This is a genomic window from Gemmatimonadaceae bacterium, assembly GCA_019637355.1.
Classification (GTDB): domain Bacteria; phylum Gemmatimonadota; class Gemmatimonadetes; order Gemmatimonadales; family Gemmatimonadaceae; genus Pseudogemmatithrix.
In genome coordinates, this window is the sequence record JAHBVT010000001.1 from 1,884,186 (window position 1) to 1,900,418 (window position 16,233).

Here is a 16,233-nt window from a genome sequence, read left to right on the forward strand (position 1 = left end):
ACCGCGCCCGAGAAAGGCGGCGTCCTGACCTCGCCGTGCAGCCAGACCAACGGCTTGTCGTGAGGGGACACTGGCGGAAGGTTAATGTCAGGATTGGCATATGTCAATATCGACATAGCCGCGTAACGACGCTTGCGGGCGACGGAGCCGAGCACGAAGGCCGTGACAACATCGTCCCGGAGCGTCACCAGCGCGTCACGCAGCGGCTCGACGAATGCCACGGTCTTCAGCACGAGCTGATGCAGGTCCGAGAACACCGGCGATCGGGGATTCGACTGGTAGTGCTTCTGGTTTCCGCTCCGGATCCACGGCCGACGCGGCGGATAATCTGGGAGGTGCGAAAGCGCTCGTCGGGCTGCCCGAAGAGCAACGCCCGGAACGAGCCGCGGCCTACCGCGGCGTCCGCAGTATCGTGACCACCGCCAGCGCCGGCCCCGGACCCTTCCCCACCCCGGTGTGCCTAAGCAGAATCCGCGTATTCTGCCGCACCCTACACACGATCGTCTCGCTCGGCCCCCGACGGTCCGGCACGCAGATCAAATCCGCCGCGAGCTCCAGCGGCTGCGGCTCACTAGGCGCCGCCTTCGCGTCCACGGTGATGTGATACCAACCCGGCCGCAGCTCCCAGGCGCGCACCTGCCCGCGCGAGAGCCACACCGAATCGCTGAACACGCGCTCGCTCACTGACACGGTGCCGCGCAGCCGCTGCCCCGGCGCGGCATCGAAGCGCACCGTCGTGAGTCCGACTTCACGCGCCTGCACCGCCCCGCCCACCACGCGCGCGACGCTGGTGTCCTCCACTGAGACGGCAACCACGGCGATGGTGTCCACCCGGAGATTGTTCCGCTGCACCACAGCGCGGAACTGATACGCAGGCTCGCCGAGCGTGAGCTCAGCGAAGCCTTCGAGCAAACGCGCGGCGCGGATGGCCTCAGGCCCCGTCGAAGACGCCGCAGACGCCACGGGGGCGGCCGCCTCAGCGACCGCCCCCGCGCGCGAGGAGCCGGGCTCCCCGCAAGCCATCACCAACCCTGCGACTGCGACCAGCGCAGCCCTCACGCGTCCTCGGCCTTGGCGGGCGCAATCTCCTTGCCACCCTCGGCGCGCTTAGCCGCGGCCTGCAGCACGGACTGCACGTCGATGCCAAACGCGGAGCCGAGCCCTTCGAGCGTCTTGTACGCCGCGTTCACGCGCTGGTTGGCGGCGTTGCTGACGCCCTCGCCGGCGCCGCCGTCCATCACCACGAGGCGGTCGATCTCGATGCCCTTCACCGCACCCACGGCGGTCTCGAGCAACGCGGGCAGCTTCTCCGCCATAAACACGGCGAAGCCCTGGTCGCCGGCCTTTGTGATCTCGCCGTAGAGCATCCGCAGCACTTCGACCTGCGCCTTGCCGTTCTCGAGGATTGGCGCGGCGTCGGCGCGGGCGATGAGCTCGGCCGCCTTGCGCTGCGCCTCGGCGGGCTCGACGACGTCGGCGAGCAGCCGGCGCTTCTGCAGTTCGACGCGCTGGCTCTCGAGGTTCTGCTGCGCCTCGACCTCGGCGCGTTGCGCCTCCACCTGCGCGACGCGCTCGGTGGTCTCGGCCTGCTGGTTGAGCTGGGCCTGCTTCACGCGCAGCTCGTTGCGCGCGCTGGCGACGGCGATCTCGGCTTCGGCCTTGGCGACTTCGGCCACGCGCATCGCCTCGGCCTGGCGCTGCTTGGTCTCGGCTTCGTTCTCGGCTTCGGCGATCTGCGCGCTCTTGAGCACCTGCGCCGTCTTGGAACGGCCGACGGCGGCGAGGTAGCCGACTTCGTCCGTCACGTTCTGGATCTTGAGCGTGTCGAGCTGCAAGCCGAGCTTCTGGAGGTCCTGGTCGGCTTCGTCGAGCAACTGCGCGGCGAACTTCATCCGGTCCTCGTTCACTTCCTCGGGCGTCATCGTGGCGAGCACGCCGCGGAGGTTGGCGGAGAGGGTTTCCTTGGCCAGCTCCTCGATCTCCATCACGTTCTTGCCGAGCAGGCGCTCGACGCCGTTGTTGAACGTGGCCTCGGGCTCGGACGCGACCTTGATGTTGCCGACGGCCTGCACCGAGAGCGGAATGCCGCCCTTGGAGAAGGCGTTCTGCACGTTGAGCTCGATGGGGATCGTGGACAGCGGCATCCACGAGACGTGCTCGATGATGGGGATGCGCACCGTGCGCCCGCCGATGACGGCGCGGTAGCCGACGCTGCGCCCGTCGCCGAGCTGCCGGTTACGGCCGGTGATGACGGCGGCCGAGTTGGGCGGCACGAGGACGATGAGCGCCTTGATGGTGAGGACGAGGGCGAGCAGCGCACCGATGACGACGCCGGCAGCGATGAGCGGACCGATGAACGGACCAATAATCTGTTCCACGTGCGGACTCCTATTCGGGGGAAGCGGGGAGAGAGTCCTGCGATCCATTGTCGTACGGCGTCACGAGTGCGGTGCCGCGCTGCATCTCGACGACGATGACCTGCTGCCAACTGCGCGGCTCGCCCTGGGCGGGGTCGAAGGGCCGCGCGAGGAGTTCGAAGCTACGGTCGGCGCGGCTCACCAGCACCTTGCCCACGCCGCTCTCGCCGAAGGGCAGCACCACGCGCCCGGTGAGCCCGATGAACGTATCGTCGCTGCCGCGGTCGCCGGACTCGGTGCGCTTGAGGTAGCGGAAGGTGGCGTGCACGATCGCCGAGACGACGACACCGGCGCCCGCGGCGACGAGGGCCACGAGCGGTGCGGTGATGCCGTGCCAGGTGAGCGTGAGCGCCGCCCCGACACCGCCGAAGACGAAGGCGAAGTAGCTGACGCCGCGCAGCGAGAGCCAGCGCAGGGCCTCGACGTCGGCGACGCTGGTGGCGTCGGCGTCGGCGTCCCCACCGAGCAGGGAGAAGGCGAGCAGGCCCACGCCGAGGATCAGGGAGAAGACGTAGAGGGTCATCACGGCGGGTGACTCCGGAGGGGGACGGTTTACGGCTGCCTGTATTCTACGTCGGGTGCAGCGGGGGGTGTCAGGTTTGGCGGGGTGGTCAGAACTCGCTAGGTTCTTGCAATGCCCAAGAAGCACGCCCTCCCCGACGCATCGTCGAATCTGGCCGAGCCGCGGCGCCAAGCGCGCGGGGGGACACGCCAGCAGTCCACCGCTGAGCGGCACGCTGAGATGGAGCGTGCAGGACACGTCCACCCGGTTGAGGCCACCCCGAGCGGGACGCGATTCCCCTTGGGTGTCAGGCGGCCCGGGGCCCTCAAGCGCTTCCTTGAGGGGCGCGGCTGAGCGTCGCGACGCCCGTAGCGAGAGAGAGCCTGTAGCAACGGATGATGCTGGCCGCGTGATGCCGATGGCACCGATGCGGACGCAGCTCCCGAGGTTCCCCGGCACGAAATCGATGAAATCGACCGTGCTTGCGTAAACCTAACTGATAGGTTACAATATCGTGCCGACCGTGCTTCGTGCGAACGGATTTCGTGTCGCCATCTTTCCACCTGGGCGCGAGCACGGGCCGCCGCACGTGCACGTGTTTGTAGGAGGCGGCGAGGCCAAGATCCTCATTCCATTGATGGGTGAGGACCCGTTGGTGCGGTACGTGAGAGGGATGCGCGAAGATCTGGCGTGGGAGGCCTGTCGGTTGATCGCGCGTCACGACGAGTTTCTGCTTGCCAAGTGGAGAGAGTTGCACGATGCGTGACTCCTACAAGATCACCCCCGAGTTTCGTGCGCAGCTACGAGCAGCGCGCCGTTTCGATGCCGCCGAGCGTGCCGCTGGCCGCCGCGCGGTCAGCGCGTCATACGATCACGAGACTGGCCGCATTATGCTCGAACTGAGCAACGGCTCGGTGTTCGGCTTCGTTGCCTCGCGGTTCCCGACGCTCGCGGCGCTCTCGACCGAGGAACTTGCGAACGTCACCGTCAGTCCCGGTGGCACTGGACTGTTCTGGAATGACGACGTCGACCTCTCCGTCGCGGGGCTCCTCCTCGACGCGGTCGACCAGAGGGACAAGCGCTCCGAGCTCGCGAGGATGGCAGGGAGCACACGCAGCGCCGCAAAAGCCGCGGCCGCGCGCAAGAACGGAAAGAAAGGCGGCCGGCCGCGAAAGCGGCCGGCCGTAGCACGGGCAAAGTCGAAGTAGCGGTCCCAGCATTCCTTCAGCCGCCGCCGCGCTCTTCAATCAGCCGCCGTCCCCCGCCAGCCGCTCCTCGATATCCGCCAGGTGCAGCGCGTCCATCAACTCATCGAGCTTCCCGTCCATCACGCCGGCCAGATCGTGCGTCGTGTACCCGATGCGGTGATCCGTCACGCGTGACTGCGGATAGTTGTACGTGCGAATCTTCGCCGAGCGGTCACCAGTCGAGACCTGCGACTTCCGCATCCGCGAGCGCTCCGCCTCGGCCTCGGCGACCTTCATATCCAGCAGCCGCGAGCGCAGCACTTCCATCGCCTTGAGCTTGTTCTGCAACTGGCTCTTCTGATCCTGCTGCGAGACGACGAGGCCGGAGGGGATGTGCGTGATGCGCACGGCGGAGTCGGTGGTGTTCACGCTCTGCCCGCCGGGCCCGGAGGAGCGGAACACGTCGATGCGGAGGTCTTTGTCCTCGATCTTGAGGTCAATCTCCTCGGCCTCGGGCAGCACGGCGACGGTGGCGGCGCTGGTGTGGATGCGCCCCTGGGCCTCGGTGGCGGGCACGCGCTGCACGCGGTGCACGCCGCTCTCGAAGCGCAGGCCACCGAAGGCCTGCGGACCGCTGACCTTGAAGATGGCTTCCTTGATGCCGCCGAGCGTGCCGTCGCCCATCGAGATGATCTCGATGCGCCAGCCGCCGCGGCGCTCGATGTACCGGGTGTACATCCGGTAGAGGTCGGCGGCGAAGAGCGCGGCCTCGTCGCCGCCGGTGCCGGCGCGGATCTCGACGATGGCGTTGCGGTCGTGCAGCGGATCGGGCGGCACGAGGAGCGGGCGCAGGTCCAGCTCGGCGCGCTCGATGGCGGCGGTGAGCCGCTCGACCTCGTGCCGCGCCTCGGCGGCCATCTCGGGGTCGTCAAACGACAAGAGCTCGCGCGCCTGCGCGAGCTCGTCGTCCAGCTTCTCGAGGGCCCTGGCGCGCTCGACCACTTGGCCGAGCCGCTGGTGCTCCCGCCCGAGCGACGCCATCAACTTGGCGTCGCGGACGGTCTTGGGATCGAGAAGGTCGCGCTCGACTGCTTCGGCGCGCAGGAGCGCGTCGGCGAGCCGGTCGCGGATACTCAGGCGGTCGCCTTCCCGTACTTCTGACGGAAGCGCTCAACACGGCCAGCCGTGTCGATGAGCTTCTGCTTGCCGGTGAAGAACGGGTGGCAGGCCGCGCAGATGTCGGTATGGATCTCCGCGATGGTGGAGCGCGTCTGGAACGTGTTGCCGCAGGCGCAGCTCACCTTGGCGGTGGCGTAGGTCGGGTGGATTTCGGGCTTCATCGTTGCCTCAGGTACGGTTTGGAGCGAGCCAAGAAGAATAGCGGCCCTAGGGGGTAAAATGCAAGGTGACAAGGGTTTGAACGTTTGACAGCGCCCCCCGCGGGGGGTAGCTTCGCGACGGACAGCATTCTTATTACAGCAACACTCCCACCCGCTCTATGAACACGGCCGATTTTCTCGCTTCGGTTCCGCTCTTCAGGTCCCTCGGGCCCGAGGTCGCCGCATTCGCCCAACTGGCCCGCGAAAAGAGCTATCCCAAGGGCTCGGTGATCCTCTTCGAGGACGACCCGGGCGACTCGCTGTTCGTGGTGCGCGACGGCCGAGTGAAGGTCGTGCTCGTGGCCGAGGACGGCCGCGAGGTGATCCTGGGCATCCTGGGCGTGGGGGAGCACTTCGGCGAACTGGCCTTGATCGACGACCAGCCCCGCTCGGCCCACGTGGTGGCGATGGAAGACTCGACGCTGCTGGTGCTGCGCCGCGACGACTTCCGCCGCCGGGTGGAGCAGAGCCCGCAGGTGGCCTGGGCGCTGCTGCTCGAGCTCTCGCGCCGCCTGCGCCGCGCCGACGAAAAAATCGGCTCGCTGGTGCTGCTGGACGTGCCGGGCCGCATCGCCCGGGTGATCCTGGACGCCGCCGACGAGGCGGGCGGAGAGGTGATCGAGAAGCCGCTCACGCACCAGACCATCGCGCACGTAATCGGGGCCAGCCGCGAGACGGTGTCGCGCGCGATGCGTGAGTTCGTGGAGAGCGGCTGGATCAGCACCGAGAAGCGCCGCATCCGGATCACCGACCGAGGGGCGCTGGAGAAGCGCTCGCAGCAGCGCCTGTGAGGCCCTGTGACATTGGTCACGGGGGGGGCGTGACGCCTTTCCTTCACCTTGGGCCTAGCGAAGAGGCAGATTTGAGCGTGACTCGGGGGACGCGATGAGCTTGCGGGTGCGATTCTGGGGCACTCGCGGGTCGATTCCGACCCCTGGGGCCCAGACCGTGCGCTACGGGGGCAACACCCCCTGCGTAGAGGTCCGGACCGATGAAGGCTGGTTGATCATCCTGGACGCCGGGACGGGCATCCGGGAGCTGGGGCGGGACCTGCTGGGGCGGTCGAACGGCGCGCCGATCAAGGGGGACATCTTCCTGACGCACGCGCACTGGGACCACATCCAGGGGATTCCCTTCTTCGCGCCGATTTTCGGTCGAGGCAACCACTTCACGATCTGGGGTTCGGAATCGCTGGAGCGCAGCTTCGACAAAGTGTTGCGGGACCAGATGTCGCCCGTCGTCTTTCCGGTGAGCTTCGAGGAGCTGGACGCGACGATCGATTTCAAGGGACTGCCGGAAGGCTCCCCCACGGCTGGGCGGGGGTATGAGGTGACGGCCTTTGCGGTGCAGCACCCGGGCGGGGCGTTGGGTTACCGGTTCACTGAAACCGGAGGCTCGGGGGCCGCGCTGGTGTATGTGTCGGACAGTGAGCTTGCACCGCACCCGCGGTACGACTCGCCGGCCGATTGGCGGGATCGGATGGTGGCGTTCGTGCGCGGGGCGGCAGTCCTGATCCACGACACGACCTACACCACCGAGGAGTACGACCACCACCGCGGTTGGGGGCACTCGACCTACGCGGAGGCGGTGCAGTTGGCGCTGGATGCCGGGGTGCAGACCTTGGTGCTCTTTCACCACGAGCCCCGGCGGACGGATGACCAGCTCGACCAGCAACTGGCCGTGTGCCGGAAGCTGGTGCAGGACCGCGGGGCCACGCTGCAGGTGGTGGCGGCCGCGGAGGGCTTGACCCTGACTCTCTAACCTCCCCGGAGGCTGTGATGTTGAAGCAGATCGTGCGTACCACGGCGGTGCTCGCCCTCGCGGCGATGCCGCTCTTCGCCCAGGAGGACACGCGCCCGACCGTCGCGGTGCTGCCCTTCGTCAATAGCGCCATCGGCGACGCGCAGAACGAGCTGGCCCCGCTGTCCAAGGGCATCGCCGACCTGCTCATCATCGAGCTGGCGCAGAACACGGGCATCCGCCTCGTGGAGCGCGAGAACATCGAGGCCATCCTGCGCGAGCAGAACCTGGCCCGCGACGGCCGCGTGGACGACGCGACGGCCGCCCGCATCGGCCGCATCCTCGGTGCCAAGCACATCATCACGGGATCCTTCGTGACCGACCGCTCGGGCACGATGGTCGTGACGATCAAGTCCATCGACGTCGAGACCACGCGCATCGCGTGGACGCATATGGACCGCGACCGCACCGACAACTTCCTCGCGCTGGTGAGCAAGGTGGGCCAGGCGACCAACCGCGGCCTCAACCTGCCGGCCCTCACGCCGGCGGCGCGTCAGTCCAGCGAGGCCCGCAACCAGGCGCAGGCCCGCGTGCCCTTCCGCGCGGTGATGATGTACTCGCGTGCGATCAGCGCGCAGGACTCGGGCAATCGCCAGGAAGCGCTGACGCTGTTCAACCAGGTGGTCCGCGAGTTCCCGGACTTCGAGGACGCCAAGACCGCGCTGGGCCGCCTCCAGGGCGCCGGCGGTTGAGTCCTCACTGGCGAGCGTCACCGCTCGCAGGGTAACCTTGAGCCGCCGGCGCCCCCTCGGGGCACCGGCGGCTCTGGTTCCTCCCCTCCCCCGCACGTGAACCCACTCGTCCTGCTCCCCGAAGGGCGCGCCCTGCCCTCGCTGCCCACGCTCGGCGCCGACGCCGGTCTCGAGCTGCGCCGCGTCGCCGTGTTGCCGCAAGTGCACGATCTGCCGGCCGACCGCCCGGTGGTGGCCTTCGTGGACGCCGCGCTGGCCGCAGGCCGCTCGGCGCTGCTGTCTGCGCTGGCTGAACGCAGCGCGCTGGTGGGCATCGGGGAGGCCGGTGAGCGTGGCCCGTCAGGTACGTTGGCTGAAGCCGGGCTGATTGGCTGGCTGCCCGCCGATGCCGACACGTCGCTCGGGCGCGCGGTGCTGCAAGGCGCCCTGCGGCACGCCGCGGCGCTGGTGGCGGCCGCCCGCGCCTCCGAGGCGCAGCAGTCGTCGGCCTCCGACCTGCGCGAGCTCTCACGCGTCGGCGCGGCGCTGGCCACCGAGCGCGACCTCGACACGCTGCTGGGGATGATCCTGACGCAGGCGCGGCGCCTCTCGGACGCCGACGCCGGTTCGCTGTACCTCGTGGAGAAGGACGAGGCCGGCAACCCGGCCACGCTGCGCTTCAAGCTCTCGCAGAACACCACGCTGCCGGAGCTGCCGTTCAGCGAGTTCAGCATCCCGATCGACCACAGCTCGCTCTCCGGCTACGTGGCGGCCACCGGCGAGCGCCTGATGATCGGCGACGTGTACCTGCTGCCGGAGCACGTGAGCTACCGGCAGAACCGCTCTTTCGACGACAAGTTCGGCTACCGCACCAAGTCGATGCTGGTGCTGCCGATGTTCACGCTCAAGGATGAGATCATCGGCGTGCTGCAGTTGATCAACCGCAAGCGCGACTTCGCGACGGTGCTCTCGTCGGCCGCGGTGGTGGACCGCGAGGTGATCGCCTTCGACGAATACGTGACCGAGGTGGTCTCGGCGTTGGCGGCGCAGGCGGCGGTGGCGATCGAGAACTCACATTTGTACGAGGACATCGAGCGCTTGTTCGAAGGCTTCGTGACCGCGGCGGTGACGGCGATCGAGTCCCGCGACCCGACGACCTCGGGTCACTCCTTCCGCGTGGCGACGCTGACGACGGGGCTCGCCGAATCCGTGGACCGCGCCGGCGAGGGCCCCTACCGCGGCCTCACGTTCACCAAGGACCAACTGCGCGAGCTGCGCTACGCCGGCCTCTTGCACGACTTCGGCAAGGTGGGCGTGCGCGAGCAGGTGCTGGTGAAGCAGAAGAAGCTCTACGGCCACGACCTGGCCCTGCTCCGCTCGCGCTTCCAGTACCTGATGCAGCAGGCGGACCTCGAGTACGAACGCGAGCGCGCCGAGTACCTGGCCGAGCACGGGCAGGCCGACTACCTCGAGGCGACGGCGCGGCTGGAGGATTACCGGCGCGGGCAGCGCGACCGTCTGGCGCGCTGGCTGGACGCCATCGGCCGGGCCAACGAGCCGACGATCCTGCCCGAGGGCACCTTCCACGAGCTGGAGGAGATCCACCGGCAGACCTACGTGGACTTCGACGGCGTGGTGCGGCCGCTGCTCACCGACGACGAGCTGCGCTTCCTGACGATCAACAAGGGCAACCTCGATCCGCGCGAGCGCCAGGAGATCGAGTCGCACGTGACGCACACGTATCGCTTCCTGCAGCAGATCCCGTGGACGCGCGAACTGAAGGGCATCCCGGAGATCGCCTACGGGCACCACGAGAAGCTCAACGGGATGGGCTACCCGCGCGGCGTGGCGGAGCCGCAGATCCCGGTGCAGACGCGGATGATGACGATCGCGGACATCTACGACGCGCTGACGGCGACGGACCGTCCGTACAAGCGCGCGGTGCCGGTCGAGCGGGCGCTGGACATCCTGCACGCGGAGGCGAAGGGGGGGTTGGTGGATGCGCATCTGCTCGCGACGTTCACGGCGGCGCAGGTGTGGACGCGGGTGACGCCGTCGGAGGGGACGCGGCGGAGGAGCGGGTTGACGGGGCAGTTCCAGGTTCCCTGAACGGCGGTTCACCACAGAGGGCACAGAGAACTGCACACTGCCAACTGCCTTTCAACGCAGAGGCGCAGAGGGCGCAGAGAACTGCAACCACAAATGCTTGGGGGGTCCGCGCCGAATTATCGGTGCGGGCCCCCTAGTCTTTGTTGTTCTTGTTGCAGTTGTAATTCTAGTTCTAAGTGCAGTTCTCTGTGCCCTCTGTGCCCTCTGTGGTGAATAAGCAGTTACCCCCACCCACCACCACCCGGCGTACGGATCTCAAGGCAATCCCCGGGCCTCAGCTCTCTCCTGCACTTGGCGGGAAGGGGTTGGCCGTTAAGGAGATTCTGCCCGCGCGCTCCCTCTCCCCCACCTCCGGCGCCCTGGGGCGCACGGGTGCGGCGTTCGGTGAGGAGGGTGACGGTGCAGGCCTCGAGCACCCGGTAGCGCCGCAGCACCCCCTTTCCACCCCGGTGCTTCCCCTCTCCCCCGCTACCGGCGCGCAGCGCGTAGCGCTCGATCACGATCGGGTACGCGCGCTCGAGGCTCTCGATGGGGGTGTTGCGCGTGTTGCTCATCCCGACGTGCACGCCGCTGGGGCCGTGGCCGAGCGCGCTGGCGCCTTGGCCGCCGCCGAGCGTTTCGTAGAAGGTCCAGCCGGCGCCGCCGAAGGTGATGTTGTTCATCGTGCCCTGTCCCTGCGCGGGCACCTCCACGCCGGCGGCGGCGAGGGCCGCGAAGAGCAGGTCGGTGATGCGCTGGCTCATCTCGACGTTGCCGGCGGCCACGGCGGCGGGGCTGCGCGCGGCGAGGCAGCAATCGTCGGGCGTCACGATATGGATCGGGCGAGCGATGCCCTCGTTGGTCGGCACGTCGTCATCGAGCAGCGAGCGCAGCACGAACAGCGCCGCCGCCCGCGTCACCTGGATGGGGCAGTTCACGTTGCCCGCGACCATCGGCGAGGTGCCGGCGAAGTCCAGGTGCAGCGCCCCATCGCGCACCGCGAGCGCGACGCGCAGCGGCACCTCCGCATCACTCACGCCATCGCCTTCGAGCACATCCTCGGCGCTGGCTCGCGCACCCTCGAGCAGGCGCAGCCTTGCCACGGCGCGACGCTCAGCGTAATCGAGCAGCGCGGCTCCGGCATCCTCCACCGCGCTGAGTCCGTGCCGCGAGATGAGCGCGCGCCAGCCGTTGGCCCCGGCGGCGCAGGCGGCGCGCTGCGCGGCGAGGTCGCCGCGGCGCTCCTCCGGCGTGCGCACGTTGGCCAGCACCAGCGCGAGCAGTTCGTCGTCGGTGACGCCCTCGCGCACGAGCCGCACCGGCGGCAGCACGAGGCCCTCCTGCACGAGCTCCGTCGCGCCTTGGGGCATCGAACCGGGACTCATCCCACCGACGTCAGCGTGGTGCGCGCGCACCACGGCGTAGCCGGCCACGCGGCCCTCGTGCGCGATGGCCTCGACCATCGTGAGGTCCGGCAGGTGCGAGCCGCCCTGCCAGGGCGAGTTGAGCAGGAACACGTCGCCCGGGCGCGGACCGGCGGCGCGCACGGCGCGCACGGCCTCGGGTAGCGCGCCGAGGTGCACGGGGATGTGCGCGGCCTGCGCGACCATCCGGCCCTCGGCGTCGAACAAGGCGCAGCTCGCGTCGCGGCGCTCGCGGATATTGGGCGAGAGCGCGCCGCGGATGAGGACAGAGCCCATCTCTTCGGCGACGGTCGCGAAGGCGGAGGACCAGACGGCGAGGGTGAGGGCGTCGGTCATCGGGCGGCCTTGGGGCTTTGGTGCGAATTGTCGCTGACCGTTGCCACGGGCCGTAGCCGCCAGCCGCCGATTTCCATCGCCTCTGCTTTCCAACCCGCGGCAACAAATAGGGTCGCGTCGGGAAGCGCGATGGTCGCAGGGCCTTCGAGTACCGCCCCCACCGCCGGCCCGCCATCATCGACACGCTCCTCCGCGTTGTAGCCCGCGCGATCCGGATCGCGCGCGAGCGTGGCCTGCCGCGCGGGTTCGCCGAGCTCGTGGCGCAGCGCGACCATCTCCACCGGCACGTCGAGCGTGAAGCCGTAGCGGGACTGGTGGACCTGGGCAAAGCGCTGCGCGACCGCAACGCCATCGTCGCCAGTGAGGACCGGCACCTCCAGCTCGTGCCCCTGCCCGCGGTAGCGCACTCGCGCGAAGCTGCGATGCTGCGCCGCGCCGGGCGTGCGGCGGGCATCGCGCGGACGCGGGCCGAGCAGGCCGCGCGCCAACGCTTCCAACTGCGACCGCAGCCAGTCGGCGTCGATCGCCTCGCAGATGCGCAACACACTGGCCGCGCGCTCGTGGCGCTCGGGCGCGAGTGCGAGGCCCACCGCACTCAGCACACCGGCGAAGGGCGGCACGATGACCTCACGCATCTGCAACGCATCGGCCAGCGCGCAGGCGTGCAGCGGCCCACCGCCGCCGAAGGCCACCAGCGCGCAATCACGCGGGTCCACGCCGCGCTCCACGCTCACGCGCCGCAGCGCGCGCGCCATCTCGGCGTCGGCAATCGCGACGATGGCCTCGGCGGTGCGCTGCGCATCGCTGCCGAGAGACTCGGCCAGTGCGGCGATGGCCTTTTGCGCCGCCTCGACGTTGAGCGTGATGCCGCCGCTCATCGCGCGCGCAGTGATGCGGCCGAGCACGAGCTGTGCATCGGTGACGGTGGGTTCCGTGCCGCCGAGTCCGAAGGCCACGGGCCCGGGCCGCGCGCCGGCGCTGTGCGGCCCCACGCGCAGCGCACCGCCGTCGTCACGCCAGGCGATGCTGCCGCCGCCGGCGGAGACGGTCTCCACGAGCACGCGCGGCAGCGCGATGGGCACACCCGCGACGTCGCCACCGGCTTCGACCAAGGGTTCGCCGCCGAGGATGAGGCCGGCGTCGGCGCTGGTGCCGCCGATGTCGATGGTCAGCGCGTTCTGCAGGCCCAGCGCGCCAAGCACCGCTGCCGCGCCGACCACGCCACCGGCGGGGCCGGAGAGTGCCAGCGCGGCGGCGTGCTGCGCTGCCGTCTGTGCGGGCTGCATTCCCCCACCGCTGGTCATCACCGACGCGGCGGGGTGGCCGGCCTCGGCGAGCCGCGCCGAGAGCCGCTCGAGATAGCTGCGCACCGCCGGACGCGCGTAGGCCTCGGCCGACGCAGTGGAGATGCGCTCGAACTCGCGGATCTCCGGCAGCACCTCGGCGCTTGTGACGACTTCGAGCGAGGGCCGCGCCGCGCGCAGCGCCGACGCAATCGCCTGCTCGTGCGAGGCATCGGCGTAGCTGTGCAGCAGCGCGACGAGCACCACCTGCGGCTCGCGCGCGAGCACGTCGGCGACGACGCGGGCGATCTCGTCGGAGGTGAGGCTGCGCTCGACGCGCAGGCCTGGCGTCGCGGCAGCGGGCTTCGTGGTCGCAACCTTCCCGCTTGCAGACCTCGCGCGCACCGGCGACGCTGCCTCCGGCACGAGTCGCTCTCCGACGCCGACGATATCCGCGCGACTCACGAGAGGCGCTGGGTGGTGGCGCGACAAGTCGTAGAGCGCCGCGCGATCCTGCCGCCGCAACTCCAGCACATCCTCGGCGCCGGCCGTGGCGCAGAGCACCACGCGCGCGCCGCGCCGCTCGAGCAGGAGGTTCGTGACAACCGTCGTGCCGTGCACGATGGCTTCGACGCCGCGCAGTCCCGTGAGCGAGTTGACGACGCCTTCGCCTTGGTCGTTGGGCGTGGAGAGCACTTTGTGGGCGACGATGCGCCCGTCTGCGCTGAGGGCGGCGCGGTCGGTGAACGTGCCGCCCACGTCCACGCCGGCGCGCCAGCGCGGCTGGCTCAGGGGGCCGGCTCCGGCATCGGGCGCGTGTGCCGCCAGATGGCCACGGCGAGGCCCAGGTGCGCGGGCAGGAGGAACATCAGCGGGCCCGACATCCGCTGCGCGACGAAGGGCGCCACGAGCAGGGCCAGCAACGCCGAGCCCGTCACCACGCCCACCGTGATCAATGCCACGCGCGACATCTCGCCGCGCCACACCGCGCGCGTGCCCGTCACCGCCGCGACCAGCGCGAGCGGCGAGCAGAGCAGCAGCGTGTAGTTGCCGTACCAGAACACGTGCGCCGAGCCGACCCACATCAGCGCAATGACGCTGCCGATGAGTCCGGTGAGCCCGTAGAACAGCGCGGTCATCACGGCCGCGGGGATTCGGCGCTTGCGTCGCGCGGCGGCATTCAGCGGGATGAGCATCAGCGTCCAGATGCCGAGCACCGGCCCCAGCGCGCCGAGCGTGAGTCCGCGGCGCACTTCCGGCTCGGCCGGACGCTGCACCGGCGTGTGCAGCACGCGCTCGTTGATAACCAGCGGCATCGTGCCACCGTCCGGCGCGGGAATCGTGACCTCGCGCAGGAAATCGCGAAGGCGCATCGGGATGAACATCGCATCCCAGGCACTAAGCGGCGCGTCGGCGCGCGGCCCGAGCGCGAGCTCAATGCCGAGCTGCGAGTAGTACGTGGGTCCGGTGAGGCGGATGGACTCGTTGCGGTAGGTCCATTCCGTGCGGATGGGCTCGAAGCGGCGCCGCAGCGCCCCGCCGAGCACGTCGTCGACGGCATCGCGCAGGCGCGTGGAGCAGTTGTCGCGGAAGTAGTCGTAGCGGTAGTAGCGATTGGCTTCGAGCGCCTGCTCCGCCACCGCCGCCGCCAGCCGTTCGCGCTGCACCGGCGTGAGGTTGAGCTCCTGCTCCACCGCGCTGCGGTCGTGCGCGATGTAGAAGTCGATCAACGGCTGCGTGTGGAACGCTTCGACCCAATACTTGGTGTCGCCGGAGAGGAAGCGCCCGAGGAAGTTCGGCTGGTCGAAGTCGAACATCCCCCAGTTGTAGGCGATGTCGAGTCCGCGCGCGGGGTCGACGATGCGAAGCGCGTTGTGGCCGAAGCGTTCGAAGACGAGGTCGCCGGGGCCAAAAGTGAGGACGGTAATGCGGAGGTTCGAGGCTTGAGCGGACTGGGCGGATAGCGGACGGATGACGGATGACGGATGCAGGGCGAGCATAGCCACCAGCGCGAAGGCGACTCCCCGACGGAATCGGCAACGTGCGGCGGCACGCGTAAGTGCCGCGAGGCATCCGTCATCCGTCATCCGTCCCCGCTCCGGCCCCCAATGACGCTCCGAAATCACAATCGAATTTCCTTCGCCTCGTCCGCCGCCTTGTAAATCACGTCGAGCAGCTTGTACACGCGCAGTTGGTCCTTGGGCGGCTCATACTTGCTCTCGCCGCGCACGACGGACATAAAGTGCGCCAGCTCGGACCGATAGCTCTGGATGGTCACCGAGTCGCGCTGCGAGGCGCCGCTGGGGGAGACGTCGACGGCGTTGCCGTGCAGCTCCTTCGTGATGCGCAGCGGCGAGAGACGAGCCGAGCCCTGCGTGCCGATGACCTCGAACCACCAGCGGTCTTCGTCGCTCACATAGTTCCAGCGCGTATCTACCGTCACGCTGAAACCGCCCTGGCACTCGATCATCACGACGGCGGCGTCCTCGACGGCATTGGCGCCGCGGGCCCGCTCCATCGCCGCGCTCACGCGGGTGACGCGCGGGAAGTCCGTGAGCCAGCCGGCGAGGTCGAGCAGCGGGAGGCCGAGTTCGAGGAAGGCTCCGCCGCCCGCTTCCGCGCGGCGCTGACGCCACGGGGCCGTCGGGCCGCGGCGACGATACGCGCCGGCGCGCACGGCCATCAGCTTGCCGAGCTCGCCGCCACGCAGGAACGCATCGAGCGTCTGCGCATCGTGCCGAAAGCGATGGTTGTTGGCCACGGCCACGGTGCGACCCGCCTTCTCCGCGGCCGTCAACAGCCGCTCGACGCCGCGCGCGTTGAGCGCGAAGGGTCGCTCCACGAGCACGTGCAGCCCCGCCTTCAGCGCCGAGAGCACGTGCACCTCGTGCAGGTGGTTCGGCGAGCAGATCACGAGGGCGTCCAAACCCTCGACCTCAAGCAGCTCCTCGATGTCCGTACACCAGTTCTTGACGCCGAAGCGCTGGGCGATGCCGCGGGCCTTGGCGGCATCGTTGTCGCAGAGGGCGGCGATCTCGGCGCCGCGCATCTTGCCGAGCACCGGCAGGTGCGCTGTCTGGGCGATGGCACCGAGGCCGAGGACGCCGAAGCGGATGGGGCCGGACTTCGTGCTGATCGGAGGCACG

At 69.4% G+C, this 16,233-nt stretch carries 15 protein-coding genes; 6 read left to right on the forward strand and 9 right to left on the reverse strand.

Annotated elements, in window-relative coordinates; all coding sequences use genetic code 11:
• Positions 1 to 390: 390 nt before the first annotated feature.
• The 3 genes from KF689_08705 to KF689_08715 are packed head-to-tail and all read right to left on the reverse strand — an operon-like array spanning position 391 to position 2,940.
• Positions 391 to 1,059 (reverse strand): hypothetical protein, encoded by a 669-nt coding sequence (locus tag KF689_08705; protein ID MBX3133446.1) that lies wholly within the window; start codon positions 1,057 to 1,059, stop codon positions 391 to 393.
• Positions 1,056 to 2,378 carry a hypothetical protein gene (locus KF689_08710; protein ID MBX3133447.1) on the reverse strand — a complete coding sequence of 441 codons (1,323 nt, stop codon included), beginning with the start codon at positions 2,376 to 2,378 and terminating at the stop codon, positions 1,056 to 1,058. Before KF689_08710 ends, KF689_08705 begins: the two co-directional genes overlap by 4 nt.
• Positions 2,379 to 2,388: 10 nt before the next feature.
• A complete protein-coding gene (locus KF689_08715) occupies positions 2,389 to 2,940 on the reverse strand; it encodes a hypothetical protein (GenBank protein ID MBX3133448.1) in 552 nt (183 codons plus the stop codon).
• A gap of 493 nt (positions 2,941 to 3,433) precedes the next feature.
• Here KF689_08715 and KF689_08720 point away from each other — a divergent pair, with 493 nt between their 5' ends.
• Together KF689_08720 and KF689_08725 are read left to right on the forward strand one after the other, a co-directional pair.
• Complete coding sequence (locus KF689_08720; protein MBX3133449.1) at positions 3,434 to 3,685, forward strand: DUF4160 domain-containing protein; 252 nt, start codon at positions 3,434 to 3,436, stop codon at positions 3,683 to 3,685.
• A complete protein-coding gene (locus KF689_08725) occupies positions 3,678 to 4,127 on the forward strand; it encodes a DUF2442 domain-containing protein (GenBank protein ID MBX3133450.1) in 450 nt (149 codons plus the stop codon). The genes KF689_08720 and KF689_08725 overlap by 8 nt, the downstream gene beginning before the upstream one ends.
• A gap of 39 nt (positions 4,128 to 4,166) precedes the next feature.
• Here the strand turns inward: KF689_08725 and prfA are convergent, their stop codons facing one another.
• Positions 4,167 to 5,243 carry a peptide chain release factor 1 gene (prfA, locus tag KF689_08730; GenBank protein ID MBX3133451.1) on the reverse strand — a complete coding sequence of 359 codons (1,077 nt, stop codon included), beginning with the start codon at positions 5,241 to 5,243 and terminating at the stop codon, positions 4,167 to 4,169.
• Positions 5,240 to 5,446: a 50S ribosomal protein L31 gene (rpmE, locus tag KF689_08735; GenBank protein ID MBX3133452.1), complete on the reverse strand. Its 207-nt coding sequence runs from the start codon at positions 5,444 to 5,446 to the stop codon at positions 5,240 to 5,242. The genes prfA and rpmE overlap by 4 nt, the downstream gene beginning before the upstream one ends.
• Positions 5,447 to 5,604: 158 nt before the next feature.
• Between rpmE and KF689_08740 the strand changes: the two genes are divergently transcribed.
• From KF689_08740 to KF689_08755, 4 genes are all read left to right on the forward strand, one after another.
• On the forward strand, positions 5,605 to 6,276 hold the full coding sequence (locus tag KF689_08740; protein MBX3133453.1) for a Crp/Fnr family transcriptional regulator: 672 nt from the start codon (positions 5,605 to 5,607) through the stop codon (positions 6,274 to 6,276).
• 106 nt (positions 6,277 to 6,382) lie between these two features.
• Positions 6,383 to 7,246: an MBL fold metallo-hydrolase gene (locus tag KF689_08745; protein ID MBX3133454.1), complete on the forward strand. Its 864-nt coding sequence runs from the start codon at positions 6,383 to 6,385 to the stop codon at positions 7,244 to 7,246.
• 17 nt (positions 7,247 to 7,263) lie between these two features.
• The gene (locus KF689_08750; GenBank protein ID MBX3133455.1) at positions 7,264 to 7,977 is read left to right on the forward strand and encodes a hypothetical protein; all 714 of its coding nucleotides are present in this window, start codon (positions 7,264 to 7,266) and stop codon (positions 7,975 to 7,977) included.
• A gap of 96 nt (positions 7,978 to 8,073) precedes the next feature.
• Positions 8,074 to 10,065 carry a GAF domain-containing protein gene (locus KF689_08755; GenBank protein ID MBX3133456.1) on the forward strand — a complete coding sequence of 664 codons (1,992 nt, stop codon included), beginning with the start codon at positions 8,074 to 8,076 and terminating at the stop codon, positions 10,063 to 10,065.
• Positions 10,066 to 10,286: 221 nt separating this feature from the next.
• Here KF689_08755 and KF689_08760 read toward each other — a convergent pair whose 3' ends face one another.
• The 4 genes from KF689_08760 to KF689_08775 form a co-directional block, all read right to left on the reverse strand.
• On the reverse strand, positions 10,287 to 11,804 hold the full coding sequence (locus KF689_08760) for a hydantoinase B/oxoprolinase family protein (GenBank protein ID MBX3133457.1): 1,518 nt from the start codon (positions 11,802 to 11,804) through the stop codon (positions 10,287 to 10,289).
• Positions 11,801 to 13,846: a hydantoinase/oxoprolinase family protein gene (locus KF689_08765; protein MBX3133458.1), complete on the reverse strand. Its 2,046-nt coding sequence runs from the start codon at positions 13,844 to 13,846 to the stop codon at positions 11,801 to 11,803. The genes KF689_08760 and KF689_08765 overlap by 4 nt, the downstream gene beginning before the upstream one ends.
• A 29-nt stretch (positions 13,847 to 13,875) precedes the next feature.
• Positions 13,876 to 15,093 (reverse strand): DUF4105 domain-containing protein, encoded by a 1,218-nt coding sequence (locus KF689_08770; GenBank protein ID MBX3133459.1) that lies wholly within the window; start codon positions 15,091 to 15,093, stop codon positions 13,876 to 13,878.
• Between the two features lie 116 nt (positions 15,094 to 15,209).
• A complete protein-coding gene (locus KF689_08775; GenBank protein ID MBX3133460.1) occupies positions 15,210 to 16,232 on the reverse strand; it encodes a Gfo/Idh/MocA family oxidoreductase in 1,023 nt (340 codons plus the stop codon).
• Position 16,233 lies beyond the last annotated feature (1 nt).